21 protein-coding genes and 1 pseudogene are annotated in these 18,493 nt (G+C 70.2%); 12 read left to right on the forward strand and 10 right to left on the reverse strand.

Translation table 11 applies throughout. From position 1 onward, the window contains the following. Positions 1-123 precede the first annotated feature (123 nt). Positions 124-1,731, forward strand: coding sequence for a purple acid phosphatase family protein (locus SSP08S_RS28925; protein WP_019071137.1), 1,608 nt, complete (start codon positions 124-126; stop codon positions 1,729-1,731). Here SSP08S_RS28925 and SSP08S_RS28930 read toward each other — a convergent pair. Continuing rightward, positions 1,728-3,284 carry a PucR family transcriptional regulator gene (locus tag SSP08S_RS28930; RefSeq protein WP_019071138.1) on the reverse strand — a complete coding sequence of 519 codons (1,557 nt, stop codon included), beginning with the start codon at positions 3,282-3,284 and terminating at the stop codon, positions 1,728-1,730. The two genes, SSP08S_RS28925 and SSP08S_RS28930, sit on opposite strands and share 4 nt — an antisense overlap. A 158-nt stretch (positions 3,285-3,442) precedes the next feature. Here SSP08S_RS28930 and SSP08S_RS28935 point away from each other — a divergent pair, with 158 nt between their 5' ends. Beyond that, on the forward strand, positions 3,443-4,894 hold the full coding sequence (locus SSP08S_RS28935; protein ID WP_019071139.1) for a sodium:solute symporter family protein: 1,452 nt from the start codon (positions 3,443-3,445) through the stop codon (positions 4,892-4,894). Between the two features lie 61 nt (positions 4,895-4,955). Next, a complete protein-coding gene (locus SSP08S_RS28940) occupies positions 4,956-5,705 on the forward strand; it encodes a class II aldolase/adducin family protein (protein WP_019071140.1) in 750 nt (249 codons plus the stop codon). Here the strand turns inward: SSP08S_RS28940 and SSP08S_RS28945 are convergent. Further along, the gene (locus tag SSP08S_RS28945) at positions 5,693-6,328 is read right to left on the reverse strand and encodes a ScbR family autoregulator-binding transcription factor (protein WP_019071141.1); all 636 of its coding nucleotides are present in this window, start codon (positions 6,326-6,328) and stop codon (positions 5,693-5,695) included. The genes SSP08S_RS28940 and SSP08S_RS28945 overlap by 13 nt on opposite strands. A 110-nt stretch (positions 6,329-6,438) precedes the next feature. Between SSP08S_RS28945 and SSP08S_RS28950 the strand changes: the two genes are divergently transcribed. Continuing rightward, a complete protein-coding gene (locus tag SSP08S_RS28950) occupies positions 6,439-7,365 on the forward strand; it encodes a ScbA/BarX family gamma-butyrolactone biosynthesis protein (RefSeq protein WP_019071142.1) in 927 nt (308 codons plus the stop codon). 92 nt (positions 7,366-7,457) lie between these two features. After that, positions 7,458-7,904 carry an HIT family protein gene (locus tag SSP08S_RS28955; protein WP_026178916.1) on the forward strand — a complete coding sequence of 149 codons (447 nt, stop codon included), beginning with the start codon at positions 7,458-7,460 and terminating at the stop codon, positions 7,902-7,904. Between the two features lie 19 nt (positions 7,905-7,923). On the opposite strand, the gene SSP08S_RS28960 is transcribed toward SSP08S_RS28955, so the two are convergent. Both SSP08S_RS28960 and SSP08S_RS28965 read right to left on the reverse strand, forming a co-directional pair. Then, complete coding sequence (locus SSP08S_RS28960; RefSeq protein ID WP_019071144.1) at positions 7,924-8,346, reverse strand: hypothetical protein; 423 nt, start codon at positions 8,344-8,346, stop codon at positions 7,924-7,926. Positions 8,347-8,429: 83 nt separating this feature from the next. After that, complete coding sequence (locus SSP08S_RS28965) at positions 8,430-9,371, reverse strand: EamA family transporter (RefSeq protein WP_019071145.1); 942 nt, start codon at positions 9,369-9,371, stop codon at positions 8,430-8,432. 43 nt (positions 9,372-9,414) lie between these two features. Between SSP08S_RS28965 and SSP08S_RS28970 the strand changes: the two genes are divergently transcribed. Beyond that, positions 9,415-9,948, forward strand: a complete 534-nt coding sequence (locus SSP08S_RS28970; RefSeq protein WP_019071146.1) for a MarR family winged helix-turn-helix transcriptional regulator — start codon at positions 9,415-9,417, stop codon at positions 9,946-9,948. Between the two features lie 70 nt (positions 9,949-10,018). Here the strand turns inward: SSP08S_RS28970 and SSP08S_RS28975 are convergent, their stop codons facing one another. Further along, on the reverse strand, positions 10,019-10,363 hold the full coding sequence (locus SSP08S_RS28975; protein ID WP_019071147.1) for a hypothetical protein: 345 nt from the start codon (positions 10,361-10,363) through the stop codon (positions 10,019-10,021). On the opposite strand from SSP08S_RS28975, the gene SSP08S_RS28980 reads away from it, so the two are divergent. From SSP08S_RS28980 to SSP08S_RS29000, 5 genes are all read left to right on the forward strand, one after another. Next, the gene (locus SSP08S_RS28980; protein WP_158697223.1) at positions 10,362-10,730 is read left to right on the forward strand and encodes a hypothetical protein; all 369 of its coding nucleotides are present in this window, start codon (positions 10,362-10,364) and stop codon (positions 10,728-10,730) included. The two genes, SSP08S_RS28975 and SSP08S_RS28980, sit on opposite strands and share 2 nt — an antisense overlap. 93 nt (positions 10,731-10,823) lie before the next feature. Beyond that, positions 10,824-11,378, forward strand: a complete 555-nt coding sequence (locus SSP08S_RS28985) for a hypothetical protein (protein ID WP_019071149.1) — start codon at positions 10,824-10,826, stop codon at positions 11,376-11,378. A 132-nt stretch (positions 11,379-11,510) separates the two neighbouring features. Further along, complete coding sequence (locus SSP08S_RS28990) at positions 11,511-12,053, forward strand: DinB family protein (RefSeq protein ID WP_019071150.1); 543 nt, start codon at positions 11,511-11,513, stop codon at positions 12,051-12,053. Between the two features lie 96 nt (positions 12,054-12,149). Beyond that, entirely contained in the window at positions 12,150-12,806 is a 657-nt protein-coding gene (locus SSP08S_RS28995; protein WP_019071151.1) for a LysE family translocator, read from the forward strand. A 61-nt stretch (positions 12,807-12,867) separates the two neighbouring features. Continuing rightward, positions 12,868-13,083, forward strand: a complete 216-nt coding sequence (locus tag SSP08S_RS29000; RefSeq protein WP_158697224.1) for a hypothetical protein — start codon at positions 12,868-12,870, stop codon at positions 13,081-13,083. A gap of 76 nt (positions 13,084-13,159) precedes the next feature. Here SSP08S_RS29000 and SSP08S_RS29005 read toward each other — a convergent pair whose 3' ends face one another. From SSP08S_RS29005 to SSP08S_RS29025, 5 genes are all read right to left on the reverse strand, one after another. After that, positions 13,160-14,035: an EthD domain-containing protein gene (locus tag SSP08S_RS29005; protein WP_019071153.1), complete on the reverse strand. Its 876-nt coding sequence runs from the start codon at positions 14,033-14,035 to the stop codon at positions 13,160-13,162. Next, complete coding sequence (locus SSP08S_RS64255) at positions 14,032-14,160, reverse strand: hypothetical protein (protein WP_019071154.1); 129 nt, start codon at positions 14,158-14,160, stop codon at positions 14,032-14,034. The genes SSP08S_RS29005 and SSP08S_RS64255 overlap by 4 nt, the downstream gene beginning before the upstream one ends. 69 nt (positions 14,161-14,229) lie before the next feature. Then, positions 14,230-15,237 carry a VOC family protein gene (locus SSP08S_RS29015; RefSeq protein ID WP_019071155.1) on the reverse strand — a complete coding sequence of 336 codons (1,008 nt, stop codon included), beginning with the start codon at positions 15,235-15,237 and terminating at the stop codon, positions 14,230-14,232. Continuing rightward, positions 15,234-16,097, reverse strand: a complete 864-nt coding sequence (locus SSP08S_RS29020) for an alpha/beta fold hydrolase (RefSeq protein ID WP_019071156.1) — start codon at positions 16,095-16,097, stop codon at positions 15,234-15,236. Before SSP08S_RS29020 ends, SSP08S_RS29015 begins: the two co-directional genes overlap by 4 nt. Before the next feature lie 8 nt (positions 16,098-16,105). After that, entirely contained in the window at positions 16,106-17,671 is a 1,566-nt protein-coding gene (locus SSP08S_RS29025) for a bifunctional 3-(3-hydroxy-phenyl)propionate/3-hydroxycinnamic acid hydroxylase (RefSeq protein ID WP_019071157.1), read from the reverse strand. A gap of 161 nt (positions 17,672-17,832) precedes the next feature. Between SSP08S_RS29025 and SSP08S_RS63645 the strand changes: the two are divergent. After that, a pseudogene (locus SSP08S_RS63645) lies at positions 17,833-18,402 on the forward strand (TetR/AcrR family transcriptional regulator); the annotation flags it as partial. Between the last annotated feature and the right edge of the window lie 91 nt (positions 18,403-18,493).

Raw genomic sequence — 18,493 nt, forward strand, 5'->3', positions numbered from 1 at the left:
CGTCGCCGCGGACCACCCCGTGAGACGCGATGACCGTCTGGCAACGCACTGTTCACTCAGGAGCCGCCGGGAAGCGCCAGGGTGCGGACGTTGTCAGCTCAACTGCTCGCCAGGGAGGGCATCATGACCGCACAGACAGAGACACCGGACGGTTCGGCGCAGTCGTCCGAGGGGGTCAGCCGACGGCACGCGCTCGGTCTCCTCGGTACGGCGGGCGCGGGCGCCGCCGTCACCCCCTTGCTGGGAGCAGGCACGGCACAGGCCGCCCCGCTGGAGGCCCCGGCACTCCACCTCACCGCGGACTCCTCCGGCGCGGTGCCGGTCCAGGGCCTGCACCTCACCTTCGGTGCGGACCCGCGCACCCAGATGACGGTCTCGTGGATCACCGACAGACCGGTGTCCAAACCGGTCGTGCGCTACGGCACGCTGGAGCACGGCTTCGGCTCCAGTGCCAAGGCCCGCACGGTCACCTACGTCGACGGCACCTCCAGCCGCACCGTCTACGTCCACCACGCCGCGCTGAACAAGCTCAGCCCGGACACCGACTACCTGTACCTCGCCACCCACGAGGGCGCGACCCCCGACAGCGGTACGTTCCGCACCGCCCCGCGCGGCCGCAAGCCGCTCACCTTCACCAGCTTCGGCGACCAGTCCGCCCCGCAGGTGACCTGGGCCGCCAACGGCACCGTCGGGCTCGACGCGAACTCCACGCCCGCGACGAAGGACATCGTCACCGGCATCGAGCAGGTCGCCCCGCTCTTCCACCTGCTCAACGGCGACCTCTGCTACGCCAACCTGGACGTCGACCGGGTGCGCACCTGGAACAACTTCTTCACCAACAACACCCGTTCGGCCCGCTTCCGCCCCTGGATGCCGGCGGCCGGCAACCACGAGATCGAGAAGGCCAACGGCCCGATCGGACTCGGCGCCTACCAGACCTACTTCTCCCTCCCCTCCACCGAGACCGACGCCGAACTCGCGGGCCTCTACTACGCGTTCACGGCCGGCTCGGTCCGGGTCATCGTGCTGCAGAACGACGACAACTGCCTCCAGGACGGCGGCGACGTCTACATCAGCGGCTACTCCGGCGGACGTCAACTCGCCTTCCTGGAGAAGGAGTTGAAGGCGGCCCGGGCCTCGCGCGACACCGACTGGATCGTCGTCGCCATGCACCAGGTCATGGTCAGCTCCACCGACGCCAACGGCGCCGACCTGGGCCTGCGCCAGAAGTACGGCCCTCTCTTCGACCGCTACGGCGTCGACCTGGTCCTCTGCGGCCACGAGCACAACTACGAGCGCTCGCTGGCCGTGCGCGGAGTCGTCAGCGGCACCGAGACGCTGACCCCCAACCCGGTCTCCACGGCCACCGACGACATCGACACCGTCCTCGGCACCGTCCACATGATCCTCGGCGGCGGTGGCGTCTCGGGCACCACGAACCAGAGCTTCTTCAAGGACGGCACCGGCAAGGTGATCACGTCCGTGTCGGCGACCCCCGGCTCCAACGGCAAGCGCACCTCCACCTACACCAAGGAGGAGGCGGTCTGGATCGGCGTCCGCGACACCGAACACCCCTACGGCTTCGCCGCGTTCACCGTCGACCCCGGCTCGCACCCCGGCGACACCACCCGGATGCACGTGACCTACTACAACGTGAACAAGCCCAACGGCGACCTCTCGGTGTTCGAGAACTTCACCCTCCACCGCAAGCGCTCGGACGGCCACCGCTAGTCGGTACGCCCCAGGTCCTCGTCCGGCAACCAGTCCAGGGCGAACCAGAGTTCCATCCGCACTCCGGGGTCCTGCAGATCCACATCGAGCAGTTCGGCCACCCGTGCCAGACGGTGCCGCACGGTGTTCCGGTGGACCTGCAGGGCCGCCGCCGTACGGTCCCAACTGCCGTGCACCGTCAGCCAAGTTCGTAGGGTCTCGACCAGGACCGGCGCGCCCGGGGAACCGGCCTCGTCGAGCGGGGCGAACCGGGTGCGAGCCAACTCCCGGGCGCCGTCCGCCGGAACGAGCCCGTGGACGGTGAGAGGATCCCTGGTGTGGACGACGGCCGGCACCTGCGCCGCGAGCGCGCGCTGCAGGGCGCGTCCGGCCTGGACATCCGCGTACGCCAGCTCCGAGGCCGGCACCGGCGCACTGAACCCGAGCACCCAGCCCAAGTCCGCCGCCTGAGCGGGCACTTCGGGCCGTACGCCCGGCGCACCGGGCACCAGCGCCTTCAGCTCGGAGCCGTCGACATACAGATACGACGTGCCCAACGCGGTGCCCAGCATGGCGAGTTGAGCCGGATCGTCCCCCGGCGGCGGTGCCGTCGCGTACCGGCCGTGGACCACGACCCAGTGCCCGGCGGGCCCGAGCGCGGGTGCCACGTCGGCCGGGCTCGCGCCCAGCATGAGCCGTACCAGCGCGCCCGCGCTGTGCGTGTCGGTGCCCAGGGCGTGCCGGGGGCTGGTGAGCAGGGCCAGCAGTACGGCCGCCGTGCCGGTGATCTGGCGGTGTACGAGAGTCGGAGCCGCGGTCGCCGCCTGGCCGAGGGCGAGCGCCGTCGCGGTGCGGTCGGCGCCGGGCAGGGTGTGCACGGTCAGATGGACACCGCCCTCGTGGTCGGCCGCGGCGGCCGGTGCGGACCGGACGCCGGAACCGGTGCGGACCCGGGCGAGGGTGCGCACGGCCAGGTCGCGCACCCGTCCCGGTGTCGGGGGCGCGGGCCGGGGTCCCGCGCTGAACAGCTCGTTGCCCCGGGCGTCGTGCAGCACCGCCCAGGCGCCGGTGTGCCCGCTGAGCTGGGCGAGCACGGCCCGCAGCGCGTCCGGCCGGGCGGCCGCCGCGGCCAGCGCCGACTGGGCCCGGGAGATCTCGCGCAGCGCACGGTTGCGGGCCTCGCCGATCGCCGCGTACGTGGCCTGCCCGACCGCCACGAACGGGGTCGCGGGCGGCAGCCGTAGCAGCGGAAGGCCGTGGCGGTCGCAGGCGGCGACCAGCTCGGCCGGGACCTCGTCGTGCACGGGCGCGACCCCGAACCCGAGCGCGCACACCCCGGCCGCGACGACCCGCCGTACATAGGTGTCGACGCCCTCCGCGTCGGGCGGCAGCCGCACACCCGCCGTGAGGAGCAGCTCGCCGCCCACCAGATACGGCGACGGGTCCTCGATCTCCGTGGTGCCGACCGTGCTGACCGGGCGATCCCCGGCAGGCCCGGCGACCTGGCGCAGACCGAGGGCGGGGTCGGCGAGCAGCACGCTCAGCGGCACGGACGGCTGCTCGGACTCGGTCATGAGGGGACATCCTCCCGACCCGGCGGTGCCGTACGGGACTGCCGGAATCATCCAATGGGCGACTTCATATTGGACAGAACCGCCACTTCGGCGCCAGTGCGAACGCCGATAGCGTCATCCCACTCCCAGGGCACCACCCCTCAAACCGGAGGTCTTCGATGACCGTCGACTACTTCGTCATGGCCGCATACCTGCTGGGCATCATCGGCGTCGGCTGGTGGGGCAAGAGACGCGCCGCCTCCAAGAGCGACTTCCTGGTCGCCGGCCGCCGCCTCGGCCCCCTCATGTACACCGGCACCATGGCCGCCGTCGTCCTCGGCGGCGCCTCCACCATCGGCGGCGTCCGCCTCGGCTACACCTACGGCATCTCCGGCGCCGCCATGGTTTTCGCGATCGGCCTCGGGCTGCTGGCGCTGAGCGTCTTCTTCTCCGCCCGCATCGCCCGCCTCAAGGTCTACACGGTCGCCGAGATGCTCTCGCTGCGCTACGGCGACACCGCCGCCGTGATCTCCGGCGTGGTGATGTGGATCTACACGCTGATGCTGGTCGTGACCTCCACGATCGCCTACGCCAGCGTCTTCGACGTCCTGTTCGACGTGCCGCGCTGGGTCGCGGTGGTCATCGGCGGCTCGATCGTCGTCGGCTACTCGGCGCTCGGCGGCATGTGGTCCATCACGCTCACCGACATGGTGCAGTTCGTGGTCAAGAGCCTCGGTGTGCTCGTCCTGCTGCTGCCCATCGCGGTGGTGAAGGCCGGCGGCTTCGGCGCGATGGCCGACGAACTGCCGCACGGCTACTTCTCGTTGACCTCCATCGGCGGCCAGACCATCCTCACCTTCGTGCTGATCTACACCTTCGGCATGCTCATCGGACAGGACATCTGGCAGCGCGTGTTCACCGCCCGCTCCGACAGAGTCGCCTCCTGGGGCGGCACGGTCGCCGGCGTCTACTGTCTGGTCTACGCCCTGGCCGGAGCCGTCATCGGCATGGCGACGAAATCCCTCTACCCGAACCTCGCCGCCGCCGACGACGCGTTCGCGACGATCGTCCGGCACGCCCTGCCCACCGGCGTCCGCGGTCTGGTGCTGGCCGCCGCGCTCTCCGCGATGATGTCCACCGCGAGCGGCGCTCTGATCGCCTCCGCGACCGTCGCCAACAACGACATCTGGGCCCGCCTGCGCAAGCGCACGGTCACCGGCTCGAAGGACGACGAGATCGGCTCCAACCGCCTCGCGATCGTCGTCCTCGGCATCGCCGCCATGGGCATGGCCTGTGCCCTCGGCGATGTCATCGAGGCCCTCACCGTCGCCTACAACCTGCTGGTCGGCGGCCTGTTGGTGCCCATCCTCGGCGGCCTCGTCTGGAAGCGCGGAAACCTGCCCGGCGCCATGGCCTCGATGATCGCGGGCGGCACCACGGTCGTCGTCCTCATGGTGACCGACGGCCTCCTCGCCAACGAGCCCATCTACTACGGCCTGTTGGCGGGCCTCGTCGCCTACGTCGCCGTCAGTCTCGCCACCAAGCCGACCGAGGAGTCCGTCGTCCAGGCCTGGCACCGCCGCCTGGCAGGCGAACCGGCGCCCGCAGCAGCGGAGTTGAGCGTGGCCTGACCCGCAGTACCGGAACCCCCCACCCGCACCCGCACGTGCCGTATCCCGCTGAAAGGTCCCCATGTCCTCGGAAGAACTCCGGCTGCGCCGCGAACTGGCCGCCGTCTACCGGCTCGTGGCGCACTTCAGGATGACCGACCTGATCTTCACCCACATCTCGGCCCGCCTCCCGGGCCCCGGACACCACTTCCTGATCAACCCCTACGGCCTCCTCTTCGAGGAGATCACCGCGTCGAACCTGGTCAAGATCGACCTGTCCGGCCACCCCGTCGAGGAGTCCCCCCACCCGGTCAACCCGGCCGGCTTCGTCATCCACAGCGCCATCCACGCCGCCCGCCCCGACGCCCACTGCGTCCTGCACACCCACACCAGGGCGGGCTGCGCCGTAGCCGCCCAGGAGAGCGGCCTGCTCCCGCTCAACCAGATCTCCATGGAGTTCTACGGCAGGCTCGGCTACCACGACTATGAGGGCGTCGCCCTCAACCTCGCCGAACAGCGGCGCCTGGTCGCCGACTTGGGCGGCCACCCCGCGATGATCCTGCGCAACCACGGCCTGCTCACCGTAGGAGAGACCCCCGCGCAGGCCTTCCTGCGCATGTACTACCTCGACAAGGCCTGCGAGATCCAGACCACCGCGACCGCCACGGGCACCCCGCTGCTCACCCCCGCCCCCGACATCTGCGAACTGACCGCCCGTCAACTCACCGGCGAGGACGAGAAGTCGGACCTCCAGGACGACAAGGCCTACGACCTCGCCTGGTCGGCGCTGCTGCGCCTGGTGGAGCGCATCGCCCCGGACTACAAGGACTGACCGAGCAGCGTGCGGGCCCGGTCCAGGCAGCCGTGCGGATCGGGGGCGGCCTGGAGGGCGGGGAGCAGGAAGAGCCAGAGGTCGGTCACCGCCTGCTCGACGTGTCTGCGGTCGTCCAGGGCGTCGGACACGGTGTGGGTGCCGAAGAATCCGGCGACGATGACCCGCGCGGCCCGCTCGGTATCGGTTTCCGGGGCGAGTTCGCCGTTCTCCCGTGCGGATTCCAGGAGTTGGGCGACGGTTTCGATCCAGCCCACGAACGGCTGCGGCAATTCGGCGGGAATGGATTTGCTCTCGTTCGAGAGTCTGTTGCCCGCCCGCACGATCACGTTGTCGCGGAACTCGCGTGCCACCGCGAGGCTGAGGCCCACCAGCCGGTCCAGGACGGGGCCGTCGAGCGAGGTCCAAGTCTCCACCAGCCGCGGCCATTCACCGAAGTGCGCCTCGAAGACGGAAGCGGCCAGGCCCTCCTTGCTGCCGAAGTGGAAGTAGATGGCACCACTGGTGTAACCGCTCTGCCGCGCCACGTCGCTGATGCTCGTCCCGACGTATCCATGCTGTTCGAACAGCACTGCCGCCGCCGCCAGGACGGCCCGCCGGGTGGCTTCCGCGCGTTCTTGCATCGCCCTCAACGACCCTTGCCCTTCACGCCGAATCGTCTTTTCAGGCGAATCTATCGGACAGTGCGGCATTTCTTATCCGCACCCGCAAGGATCACGCATCCTATTATTTTATGAAGGAATCCACCGGGTCTCCCCCCTCCGATACGGCGGCGGTACCGGCGCTGAGCTGGGACCGCTCCGTACCGCGCGATCTCGTCCACCGGAAGTCGATCGCGGAGGTCCTCCTCACCGACGGACACGCCCTCGGCGAGGGACGGTATCTGCTCGCCGCGCAGTGGTCACGCTCCCACACCACGTTCCGCCCCGGATCCGGCGACCGGCACGACCCGCTCCTGATCGCCGAAACCCTCCGACAGGGCTGCTTGTACCTCTGCCGGCGCTTCCTCGGCGTCCCCGCGACGAGCAGGTCCGTCATCAAGACCATCGGCTTCCGGCTCGACCCCGCCACGGAACCCGTGGTCGGCTACGGCGCGACCGACGTGACCTGCCGAGCCAGGGTCTACGACGTCCGCCGCGTCGAAGGCCTCCCTCATCCCGTCGCACTCAGCCTCCGGCTCGAACTGGCCGCGGGCGACGCCGAGTTCGGCAGCGCCGAGGGCCGGGCCCGCATTCTCACGGAGGACGAGTACACGGGGTTGCGAGGTGCCCGCGCCGGTGCGTTTCCGGCACCGGGCGAGGACATCCGGCGACTCCCGCCCGCCGATGTCTCGGCCACCGCCCCCGGTGGCGTGATGATCGCCCGGGACGGAACCGGTCCCCTCCGGGTGGCACCGGCCGACCTCCACCATCCCTTGTTCTTCGACCACCCCAGCGACCACATCCCCGGCATGGTCCTCCTGGAAGCCGCCCGCCAGGCCGCATGCCTCACCGGCGGCGACACCTCCGCCCGGCTGACCGGCTGCCGTATGACGGCCTCCCGGTTCACGGACTGGGACCCGCCCGCGTACGTCGCGTGCGAGCCGGTGGGGGAGGGGTGGGAGTTCCGGGTCACCCAGGGCGGGGCGGTGACGGCGGCGGGGAGTCTGTGGTGGGCCTGAGACGTACGTGTCCGACCTCGCCCTGGCGTTCCCCGACGACGGCGGCGGCGTCCGCTGAGGGGAGTGCCCGCGCACGGGCCTATTGTCGACCCATGAGAGTGGATCATCACGGTGTCGACTGCGTCTTCTGCCGTATCGCCGACGGCACCGAACCGGCCCGCGTCGTCGCCGAGACCGCGGAGACGCTGACGTTCCTGCCCGTGCGACCGGTGCACCCCGGGCATGTGCTGGTCGTGCCCCGGCGCCATGTCGCGGACATCTGGGACCTCGACGAGGAGACGGCGGCGGCCGTCGGCACGGCGGTCCTCCGGGCGGCCCACGCGGTACGGGCCGCCCACCGCCCCGAGGGGCTGAACGTCATCCAGTCGTCCGGCGCGGTCGCCACCCAGTCGGTGTTCCATCTGCACGTCCACGTGGTGCCGCGCTACCAGGGCGACCGGATGCCGTATCTGTGGCCCGCGAAGGCCGAGGGGGATCCGGAGCTGCTCGACGAGTCCGCGCGGCGACTGCGCAGTGCGCTGACCGCACGGCGGCACTGAGGCGGCACCGGCCCGGCATTCACAGCACGAAGACCAGGGCGAAGACCAGGCCCAGGGCCAGGCCCCCGTAGAAGAAGGCGAGGGTGGGAGAGACGGCGGCCTTCAGTACGCCCGCGCTCTCCTGACCGGGCGCCAGGTTCATGGCGAAGGGCTCTATCGGATTCTCCGGGCGGCGCACCCGGTCGTACAGGCGCCGGAACAGCCGCTCCTGGTACAGGAAGTAGGCGTCGAGGAGCCAGAAGGCCAGGACGGGGACGAAACTCACCACCGCGACCGAGCTCTTGCCGTTCCCGGCGGCGTAGGCGAGCAGTGCGCCGGTGACCGTCAGCGACCAGCCCTTGATCAGGAACGAGTTGTTCCCCATCCGGGCCACGATCGTCTGGATCAGCTCCAGATGCCGGATCCGGTTGTCGTCCAGCCGTAAGCGATTCTCCGCCGACATTTGCCCCCCCCACAGTGTCAACTCGTCTGTAAAGGAGCTTACTCATCCGCACTGACATCGCGTCAGGTCGCGCGGTCGATTCATCACTGGGGGTCGCAGGCGGCGGGTTCGTGCGCGGGGGCGGAGGTGGGGGCGGGACGCTCGGTGGGTGCGAGGCGGGGTGATGTCCGGTCGGTGTTGCGGCGGTCGGCGCGGGTGGGCCGGCCCAGGACGACTCCGGCCAGGACCAGTGCCAGTCCGCACAGTTGACGGATCGTCAGTGTCTCTCCGGCGACCGCCGTGCCGAGCAGTACGCCGGTGACGGGGTTGAGCAGTCCGATCAGGCCCACCGTTCCGGACGGCAGGTGCCGTAGCCCGGTGAACCAGGCGGCGAAGGCGAGCGCGGTGGCGACGAGGGTGACGTAGCCGAACGCGAGGAGTGCCGACGCGGAGAGCGCGGGCGGCGGGCCCTCCACGGCCGCGGCGACCGGCAGCAGGAACAGCCCTCCGGCGGTGAGCTGCCAGGCGGTCGAGGCGAGTACGTCGGTACCGGTGCTGTTCCACCGTTTGGTCAGGATGTGACCGAAGGCCGACACGAGCATCGCCGCGGCCGAGGCGAGGATCCCCGGCACGCTCACTCCGTCCGCCCCCGTGAGCAGCATCAGGCAGACCCCGCCGAGGCCGATCGCGGCGCCGGCCAGATGCGGAAGGCCCGGCCGCTCGGACATCAGGGCCCAGGCGATGAGCATCATCGCCAGCGGGGACACCGCCATGACGGTCGCGGCGATGCTCGTCGGGAGCAGCTGGGAGGCGGCGTAGACGAGGACGAAGAACACGCTCACGTTGATCAGTCCCAGCACGGCGGACCGCCACCACCACGCGCCGCGCGGTCGTCGCCGGCACAGGGCGAGCAGGACGAGGCCGGCGGGCAGGGCGCGCAGGGCCGCGCCGTAGAGCGGGCTGTCGGGCGGCAGGAACTGGTGGGTGACGTAGTAGTTGGTGCCCCAGGCCACCGGTGCGACGGCGGTGAGTGCCACCCACCGCATATTAGCTTCCATGGAAGCTAATATAGCTTCCCGGGAAGCTATCATGGTGCGCATGGACGACCCGCAACCGCCGGACCGCGTAGCCCGCATCCAGGCCGACTGGCGCCGCGAGCGGCCCGACCTCGACGTCTCCCCGCAGGGCGTGATCGGCCGGCTGCACCGCCTGGCCGGCCACCTGACCGAGGAACTGAGCCTCGTCTACGGCCGCTACGGACTCAGTGAGGGAGAGTTCGACGTCCTCTGTGCCCTGCGCCGCGCCGGCGAGCCCTACGAACGGGCACCCGGCGAACTGGCCGCCCACACCATGGTCACCACCGGCGCGATGACGAAACGCGTCGACCGCCTGGAGCGCGCGGGCCTCGTCACCCGCCGCCGTTCCACCGACGACCAGCGCGGCCGGATCGTCGCGCTCACCCACCCCGGACGCGAACTGATCGACCGGGCGTTCACCGACCACATGCGCAACGAACACCGGCTGCTGGGCCTGCTGACGCCGGGCGAGGCGGAGGAGCTGGAGGGGCTGCTCACTGAGTGGCTCGCGCGGGTGGAGGGCCCGCGGCCGGGGGAGGGCGGGTGAACGGGGGGCTTGTCGTCGGTGATCGCCCGTGCCGCTCTGCGACTTACGAGGCCGGTCGGAGTGAACCGGATCAAACGTCCTCTTCGGGGCCCACGTTGCGAAGGACCGTCTCGTACTCGCCCGTTGCGACGAGCCCGTCGATGACCTCGACCATCGACGGCACGCCCGGGTCGCGGACGATCAGGCCGTCCCAGCACCACCAGTAGTCGCCTTCCGGCTCGCCCGCCTCCCGCCGCCTGTCCATGACGCGGCGCACCTCGTCGACCGTGACCACGGTTCCCGACCAGCGCTCGCCGTCGTCACGGACGACCCACATGTCCACGTCGCAGACCTCGTCGAGATCCTCGCCCGCACCGGGCGCGAAGCAGATCTCGTACCCGGTGCGCCGGACTCGGTAGAAGGGGCCGTCCCACATGCTTGCTCCGTCCTTGTGTCATCCAGCAGTACAGGCGGTGGTCCTGCCCGCGGAGCCCGTGGGCAGGTCGGGCCAGATCGCTCAGCACCCGGGTCGTGATCTCCCGGTCGAGCGCTTCGCCGGACACCGACCGCTCCTGGACCCACAGCCGACCGACTTCGACGAGCCGGGGTCGGCCGGCAGCGGCAAGTGCGTCCTGAAGGGCGTAGGAGGCGGCGAGGACCGTCGGGCCCTCGCCGTCGCCGGGATCCGCGACGACTTCGGGCTCAATGGCAGCCACGAGCGCATCGAAGCTCCGACCGGTGAAGATGCTCTCCCGTTCGAGCAGCGCCTCTTCGGCGTCGAAGGTGTGCCGCGAAGAACTTGATGATGGTGCTCACCGGGCATGGTGCCTGCTTGAGGGAACATGGGGCACCTGCTTTTGGCGCGCAAAGGCTCGGCGAAGGAGTAAGGAGCGACGGTGCTGGAACTGCTGGGCTTCTACGACGAGTTGGACAACCGCTCCGGGCAACCGAACGGTTCGATACGCGACGCCGTCCGGCCGGTCGGTGAAGCGGATGAAGCGGAACTGGTGGCCTACCTGGACGGCGGCCACGTCCTCGTCGACGTCATGGAAGGCGGCCACGACGTCATCACCGGGAGCCCTCACCGGCACTCTGCGGGATGTTCGTCCCTGATGACGGACGGCAGTTGGTTGTGGCGCCAGGACTTCTCGCACTACGTGGAGACCCACCACGTCTCGCTGCCGGACGCGTTCCTCGCACACGTCCGCGGCCTGCGCCATCGGATGCCTGCCGTCGTCGTCGCGCAGTTCGCTCCCCACTACGACGAGACGATGCCGCTGGTCGGCTGGTCGTCGGCCGTCCCGTGGCGGTCGACGGCGACCATGCTCGTACCTGAACCACGTGCGGTGATCAGCAAGGCCGAGTTCGACGCGGCGGCGGCCCGGGACCGGGACCGGCCATCGGGTGGCTGGAGCAGAGCGCGCAAGCCTCGCAAGCCGCCGAGGACATGACCGAGTCCGTAGGCGCCGTCGGGATCCGCCTCGGTGTTCCTCGGCACGCCCGGCGCGCATGCGGTCGCCGGTGCAGCGACCTGATGGGTTCATTCAGCGATGAGTTCCGACGCGAAGAGAGGTCTTCTTGGCATGCGAACTCGTGACTTCGTCGTCCAGAAGATCGTCAGGCCCGAACGCACCGTATCGGGACCGTGGTTGGAGGTGATCGCCTCGAATCTCGACTACCACCGGGCGACCTTCCTGTGGAAGTGCGAGGGTCTTTCGGACGCACAACTGCGGCTACGCCCCCTGGAGTCCTCGGCGTTGACCCTGCTGGGGCTCATGCGCCATCTGCAGGGGGTCGAACGCGCCTGGTTCCAGCGGACGTTGGCCGGTGCGACGCCCAGCTTCTTCCCCTACCGGACCTATGTCACCGCTGACGGCGACGAGTGGTACGACGAGTCGGACGCCACGCCGGCCAAGGCTGTCTACGAGGACTACCTGAAGGCGTGCGAGGAGTCGCGGCAGGTGTTCGCGACGGTGACCGCCGACCTCGCGCGCATCGCGCCGAACCCGGAGTTCGGTGACACGGACGTGCGGTTCGTCCTTGAGCACGTGATCGAGGAGTACGCCCGCCATGTCGGCCACGCGGATCTCCTCCGCGAGGCCATCGACGGTGCCACGGGGGAGTGACCGACCGCTCGTCCCGCGAAGCCGCCGGGGCGTATCCTGCCCGATTTCGGGCAGGAAAGTGGATGTTCGGCAACTCGGTGTCTATGGTCGTCGTTCGTGATCGCCATCGACGCCTTGTGGACCTTCTCCCTGATGGTGGGACTGCTCACCCTCACCCCCGGACTCGACACCGCGCTCATCCTGCGCACCGCCGGACTCGGCCACCGCCGTCGCGCCTGGGGCGTGGTCCTCGGCATCCAGTGCGGCACGCTGATCTGGGGCGTGCTCACCTCGCTCGGTGTGACCGCGCTCCTGACCGCCTCACACCTCGCCTACGAGGTACTCCGCTGGGCCGGAGCCGCGTACCTCATGTGGATGGGAGGCCGGATGCTGTGGGCCTCCTGGCGCCGTTCGGCGGACGAGCACCCGAAGACGGACAGGGCTGAAGCAGACAGCGGGCCGCGCGCCGACGACGACACGGTGTTCGGTGGCTGGCGTCAGGGGAGCGCCACCAACCTCCTCAATCCGAAGATGGGCGCCTTCTACGTCGCGGTCCTCCCGCAGTTCATCCCGGTCGGCGCCCCCCACCTCGCAACGGGCCTACTCCTGACCGGCGTTCACATTCTTCTGGCCGTCTGCTGGTCCTGCGCGCTGATCGCCTTCGCGCGTGTGCTCCGTGGCCGCCTGCAACGGCCTTCCGTACGCCGCGGTCTCGACCGCGTCACGGGCGCGGCCATCGCCGCCTTCGGTCTCCGCCTCGCGCTCGGCGACTGAACCGAACGGGAGACCCGCTCTGCTCGCCGCCGCCGGGCTGCGGGTCCGTCACCTCAGCCTGGTGTCCGGCGCCCGAAGGATCCGGTTCGACGAGGTGGACGGCCTCCGCACGGTCGTCCTCGACTGGTCGCCGGAAGCGGACCTGCCGACCATGACCGCCACCCTGCCGGACCTCCGCAGACTCGTCCTGCGCCAGGTCCCGCCGGGCACGTCCGTCCCGGTACTTCACGGCATCCGCACCACGGTCTGCCCGGCCCTGCGCCTGCCGACCGACTGAGACGTACGGCTGCGTCAAGTCGCCTGCACCGCCCGGAGCTTCGACGCGCCGTCCGCCTTATCAGGCCGCCCACCCGTCAGCGCCGGTCGATCGGACCGCTGCCCCTGAGCCGGCCCTGGCAGCGTCTGACCAGGGGGCCTGTCCCGATGACCGGCTCGGTGTGCTCGACGGTGAACGCGTGGACGGCTGTCATGACCGTGTGCTGATCGGCGACCAGCTCGGCGACCTGCTTGGACGCCAGGATCTCGGCCACGGCGGAGCGGTTTCCGGCTCCGAGGACGACACATCCGTGGTAGCGGCGGAAGGTCGGATTCTCGTGCGAGACGCCGGGCGTGGGATGCGGAAGCGAGGTCCAGGGCAGGAAGGTGTAGGTACGGAGGTCACGCACGCCGGCCTCGTGGAGCGCGGGGCCGATGCGGTCGTGAACGTACCTGCGGAACGCGCGGCGGCTCACTCCACGACGTCGGCGCAGCAGAAGGACGGTGCGGTGGCCGACGCCCGCGTCGTGGCCGTCGGTCCACCAGCGGCCCGCTCGTGGGCCGGTCAGGTTTCCGAGAACCCGGTCGAAGAGGTTCTGCTCGTCGAGGTACACCTCGCGCATGTGGACCGGGATGGTGAGCGCGGCGACCGTGCTCGCCATCCTGACCTCGGCGATGCCGTCGCAGCGCCAGTTCGGGGGGACGGCGGTGCCCACGGTGGGGGACGAGGGCCAGTAACCGTGATCGGTGGGGGAGAAGTGATGCTGGAGGTACTCGGTGATGCCGGGCAGCCGCGCGACGATCTGGGCGTGCGGTCCCTTCCAGTACTGGAGGGCGGTTTCTCGCTTCAGGTCCTCGCGGAGCCAGACCGGGAAGATCCCTGAGGTGGTCGGTACCGGAGCGGTCGTACTCCCGCTGGTCGTGCTGCCCGGGCGGATGGCAAGGGGTTCGTGGTCGCTCGGCAGGTGGTTCACGTTCGTTCCGTCCGTCGCAGCATGTGGTTCTTGAGCTGGGCGATCAGGAGGCTGCTGCCGCCGTGCGCCAGGTCGACCCGGTCCCGCGGGGGACCCAGGAGCGGGCTGGTCGGAGGGGTGGGCATCGGCGGCTCTCCTCTGCCTCATGGATGCGGTGACGTTCGGGCGCGGTGATGCGCTGGTGGGAACGGCGGTCAGTCGTCGGGTATGCCTGCGCCGCTGAGGGCGGGAACGGTGACCTCCGGGCGGGCCAGGGAGCGGGCCCCGAGCCGGAACTGGTCGAGCTTGTCGACGATCGTCTGGCCGACGCGGGTGTGGCCCCAGATGCTGATGCCCTGGTGGGTGCTGGGCTGCCAGGTGGTCTCGTCGACGACGACGGGGTTCCAGCCGACCTCCCACTCGAAGCCCGAGGGGGTGCGGGCGTAGTAGGAGAGTTCCTTGTCGTTGGTGTGCTGTCCGATGGACAGGGCCATGTCGAAGCCGAGTTCGTGCACCCGCTGGTAGCTGCGGGCCATGTCGTCGAGGGTGGCGGCCTGGATGTTGAGGTGCTGGACGCGGGTGCGGACCGGGTCGATCGGCAGGCCGCGGACGGCGGCGACGGCGATGGAGTGGTGGCGTTCGTTGACCCGCAGGAAGCGGATCTTGAATTTGACGCCGCTGATCGTCTCGTCGATGAAGTCGGTCAGCCGGGCGTCGAAGACGGTGTTGAAGTAGCCCCGCAGCTGAGCCGGCCTGGTGGACGTGATCGCGATGTGGCCCATGCCCGAGTCGCCGGTGACGAACCCGGACGCGAGCATCCGCAGCGGCTCGGGTGAGAGGACGGGCGTGGTGTAGATCTCCTGGGTGATGCCCTTGGGGCCGGGGAAACGCAGGAGACGTTCGACGCCGCGCAACTCCGCCTCCTCCCTGGTGCCTTCGGCGACGGGGACGCCGTGGGCGCGTATACGGGCCTCGATCCGCTCGAAGGTCGTGTGGTCGTCGAGGTGCCAGCCGGTGGCGACGACGTCCTCGGCAGGCCCACGCCTGAGCAGGAAACGGCACTCCTGGTCGTCGAGCCGGAACCGCGTCAGGCCGGAGTCGAGGTCGTCACGGTGCATGCCGATGGCCTCGGTGCCGAAGCGGCGCCAGTCGGCGAAGCGGTTGGTCTCGATGACGACGTAGCCCAGGTGGACTGCGCCGAAGACCGAAGCGGCGGCCTTCATCGGCGGCCTGCCAGGAAGTCGGCGCACAGCCGGTTGAACAGCTCGGCGCGTTCGAACTGGACCCAGTGACCGGTGTTGGCGACCTCGTACAGATCGCAGTTGGGCATCCGCTCGGCCAGCATCCGGCCGCCGCTGGGGCGGTTGACCTTGTCGGCGGCGCCCCACAGCACCAGGGTCGGCACGGGCAGCCGGGCCAGGCGCCTGTCGCGCGTGAAGTCCGTCTTCCACAAGGCGCGCAGCGACTTCGGGCGCCGCAGCGGCGGAGCCGCGACGACCTCCGGGTCGATGCTGGCCGCATAGCGCGCGTCGACGAGGCTGTCCGGTACGTCGGCGGCGTTGAAGACCAGGTAGGTGCGGATGAACTTCTCCAGCTTCAGCCGCGAAGGGCCGTCCCCGGAGTAGTAGTTGAGCAGGCTGTTGAGGCCGGGCGTGGGCAGTGCGCGCGTGGTGCCGATGCCACCGGGACCCATGAGGACCATCCGCCCGACTCGGTCGGGCGTGTCCAGGGCGAGACGCAGGGCGCAGGCACCGCCGTAGGAATTGCCGACCAAGTGCGCCTTCTCCAGGCCGAGTTGGTCGAGCAGGGCGCGGATCGCGTCGGCGAGGTACCCGAAGGGGTCGGCGCCGTCGACGCCCTTGGCGCTGCGGCCGTAGCCGGGCAGGTCCGGGACGATGACCCGGTACTCATTGGCCAACTCCGCGATGTTGCGGTGGTAGTTGGAGATTCCGGAGGCGCCGGGTCCGCCGCCGTGCAGCAGGAGTACGGGCGGGCCGTCCCCGGTCTCCGCGACGAAGATCTTCTTGCCGGCGACGTCGAGCAGGGACTCCCGCATCGACGGCAGTTCGGTGTGCGTGGTCATGGCAGTCCTCACAGGGCGATCGAGGCGGTCGCGCGCGACGCCGGGGCGAAACCGGCGGGCGGCGGCGGGAGTTGGGCACCGGTGGGTGCGGCCGCGTAGACGTAGGCGTCAGGGCGCAGTGCGAGAGTGGCCGCGCGATGCCCGGCCATCCAGGGCAGCAGGACCCCTTCGCTGTCGACGACCGTGCCCTCGGCCGGCTCGGATCCGGCGGGCGTGACGGTGAGCGAGGGAACACCGAGGCGGTCCCACGCGGGATGGGGCACGGGGTGCCCGCCGTGCAGGAGCAGCCAGCGGCCGCCGAGGACGTCGTCCAGCCGTACGCGTTCACCGCCGGGGCCGGTCACCCAGGGCTGCGGGATCTGGTGGCCGGACGCCTTGGTGCGGGGTCGGGCCTGGAAGCCGGCGGAGTAGTGGGCGACGGGTATCCAGTGGGAGTCCTGGAGCCAGTTGCCGAAGCCCGGTACGCGGTTGAGCCCGCGCAGTGCGGTGTTCCGGACGCGGGTCACCGGGAGGCGCCGTTCGGTGATGATCCGCCCGACGAACACCGCCCGCTCGGTGATCTCCTTGACGTGCGGCTTGCGTTCGGCCTCGTAGCTGTCCAGCACCGCCTCGGGCAGTTCGCCGCGCAGCACGGCGGCCAGCTTCCAGCACAGGTTGGCCGCGTCCCGCACACCGGCGGCCATGCCCTGGCCGATCCACGGCGGCATCGCGTGGGCGGCGTCGCCGGCGAGGAAGACGCGGCCCGTGCGGAAGCGGGCGGCGAAGCGGACATGATGGCTGTAGACGGTGGCCCGCAGGATCTTGATCTGGTCCCGGCCGATCCCGTACGCGGCCACCATCGAGTAAATGGCCTCGTCGGTGGTCAGGTACTGCTCGTCGTCACCGGGCAGGATCGGGAACTCCCAGCGGTGGTGCCCGAGCGGGGTCGGGCAGTCGACGGCGGGGCGGGCCGGGTCGCAGCGGAAGCGCAGCCGGTCGTGGTCCGGCCACGGCTTCAGTATCTCGGTGTCGATGACGACCCAGCGGTCCTCGTACGTCCTGCCCTCGTAGCCGATGTTGAGCTGGGCACGGGTGAGGCTGGAGCCGCCGTCGGCAGCGATGACGTAGGAGGCGCGCAGGCGTCGTACGGAATCGTCGGCGGCGGACAGGACCGTCAACTCGACGCTGTCCTGGCTCTGTTGGATCCGTAGGCACTCGTGCCGCAGCAGGATCTCCACGTCGGGGTACCGGTCGGCGCCGTCGCGCAGGACCCGCTCCAGTGCCGGCTGGTAGATGAACATCTGCGGCGGATGCCCGTGTCCGCGCGGGGTGGGGTGCGCGCTGAGGAACGGCCGGCCGCGCGCGTCGACGAAATCGAGGGGCCGCTCGGCCAGCATGTCCTGCTTCAGCCGCTCGGCCAGACCGGTGCGCTGCCAGATCCGCAGGACCTCCTCGTCGGTGGAGATCGCGCGGGCGCGGGTGTAGATCTCGGCGTCGCGTTCGAGGACGACGACCCGCAGGCCCAGCGCCCCCAGCAGGTTCGCGGCGGTGACGCCGGTGGGGCCGTAGCCGATCACCGCCACGTCGTAGGTCATGTCTCCGGCTCTGGACTCGCTCACCAGGCACCTCGCTGTCGTCCCTGTCGCGGTGTGTTGCTGACATGTTGCTGTAGTGTTTACTCCAGTTGGAACGATCGCTACGGTAAGGTCGTGGCGGAACGGGGTCAAGTGGCGGCACGACAGGAAGGGCGCATCCGATGAGCAGGCCGCAGGCGACGCGCAAGAAGCGGGCGAGCGGGGTGGAGTCACGGCGGCGCATCCTCGACGCCACGGTCGAGATCGCGGGCGAGCGCGGTGACGAGGGCACGTCCATCGCGGCGGTCAGCGCGAAGTGCGGGCTGCCGGCGAGCTCGATCTACTGGCACTTCAAGGACAAGGACGACCTGATCGCCGCCGGCATCGAGCGCGGTTTCGAGACCTGGCTGGCAGCGGTCGAGCTGCCCGGCGAAGAGACGGGCACGACGCTGGAGCGCGTCACCGTCATGGCGGCGAACGTGGCCAGGTCGCTGGTCGACGCGCCGGACTTCCTGCGCCTCGGCCTGATGCTCGCCCTGGAGCGGCGGCCCACCGAGCCCCGGGGCCGGACGGTGTTCCTCCAGGTCCGTGACATCGCCACCCAGAAGATCACCGAGGTGGCCGGGACGGTGTTCCCGGATCTGGACGAGGACGCCGTGCGCACGCTCGCCACCTACGCCGTCGCCGTCGCCGGCGCCGACGGTCTGTTCGTGCACCGGGAGATCCATGGCGACGCCGTCGACCTGGTGGCGCCGATCGACCCGCTGAGAGTTGACGGTCATGCCCGAAGTCACCAGCGCCCACGACTGCTTGCCCGCCCAGGCTGGAAACCTCGACATCACG

Origin of the sequence: Streptomyces hokutonensis (assembly GCF_000376565.1) — a bacterium.
GTDB classification, from domain to species: domain Bacteria; phylum Actinomycetota; class Actinomycetes; order Streptomycetales; family Streptomycetaceae; genus Streptomyces; species Streptomyces hokutonensis.

Bases quoted from the DNA above. Each gene is read 5' to 3' on its own strand.
- SSP08S_RS29015 (WP_019071155.1), bottom strand. From the start codon at position 15,237: ATGAAGGCCGCCGCTTCGGTCTTCGGCGCAGTCCACCTGGGCTACGTC.
- SSP08S_RS28965 (WP_019071145.1), bottom strand. From the start codon at position 9,371: ATGCGGTGGGTGGCACTCACCGCCGTCGCACCGGTGGCCTGGGGCACC.
- SSP08S_RS28935 (WP_019071139.1), top strand. From the start codon at position 3,443: ATGACCGTCGACTACTTCGTCATGGCCGCATACCTGCTGGGCATCATC.
- SSP08S_RS28980 (WP_158697223.1), top strand. From the start codon at position 10,362: ATGCTTGCTCCGTCCTTGTGTCATCCAGCAGTACAGGCGGTGGTCCTG.
- SSP08S_RS28945 (WP_019071141.1), bottom strand. From the start codon at position 6,328: ATGCAAGAACGCGCGGAAGCCACCCGGCGGGCCGTCCTGGCGGCGGCG.
- SSP08S_RS28955 (WP_026178916.1), top strand. From the start codon at position 7,458: ATGAGAGTGGATCATCACGGTGTCGACTGCGTCTTCTGCCGTATCGCC.
- SSP08S_RS28925 (WP_019071137.1), top strand. From the start codon at position 124: ATGACCGCACAGACAGAGACACCGGACGGTTCGGCGCAGTCGTCCGAG.
- SSP08S_RS28975 (WP_019071147.1), bottom strand. From the start codon at position 10,363: ATGTGGGACGGCCCCTTCTACCGAGTCCGGCGCACCGGGTACGAGATC.
- SSP08S_RS64255 (WP_019071154.1), bottom strand. From the start codon at position 14,160: ATGCCCACCCCTCCGACCAGCCCGCTCCTGGGTCCCCCGCGGGACCGG.
- SSP08S_RS28990 (WP_019071150.1), top strand. From the start codon at position 11,511: ATGCGAACTCGTGACTTCGTCGTCCAGAAGATCGTCAGGCCCGAACGC.
- SSP08S_RS28940 (WP_019071140.1), top strand. From the start codon at position 4,956: ATGTCCTCGGAAGAACTCCGGCTGCGCCGCGAACTGGCCGCCGTCTAC.
- SSP08S_RS28930 (WP_019071138.1), bottom strand. From the start codon at position 3,284: ATGACCGAGTCCGAGCAGCCGTCCGTGCCGCTGAGCGTGCTGCTCGCC.
- SSP08S_RS28950 (WP_019071142.1), top strand. From the start codon at position 6,439: ATGAAGGAATCCACCGGGTCTCCCCCCTCCGATACGGCGGCGGTACCG.
- SSP08S_RS29025 (WP_019071157.1), bottom strand. From the start codon at position 17,671: ATGACCTACGACGTGGCGGTGATCGGCTACGGCCCCACCGGCGTCACC.
- SSP08S_RS28970 (WP_019071146.1), top strand. From the start codon at position 9,415: ATGGTGCGCATGGACGACCCGCAACCGCCGGACCGCGTAGCCCGCATC.
- SSP08S_RS28960 (WP_019071144.1), bottom strand. From the start codon at position 8,346: ATGTCGGCGGAGAATCGCTTACGGCTGGACGACAACCGGATCCGGCAT.
- SSP08S_RS29020 (WP_019071156.1), bottom strand. From the start codon at position 16,097: ATGACCACGCACACCGAACTGCCGTCGATGCGGGAGTCCCTGCTCGAC.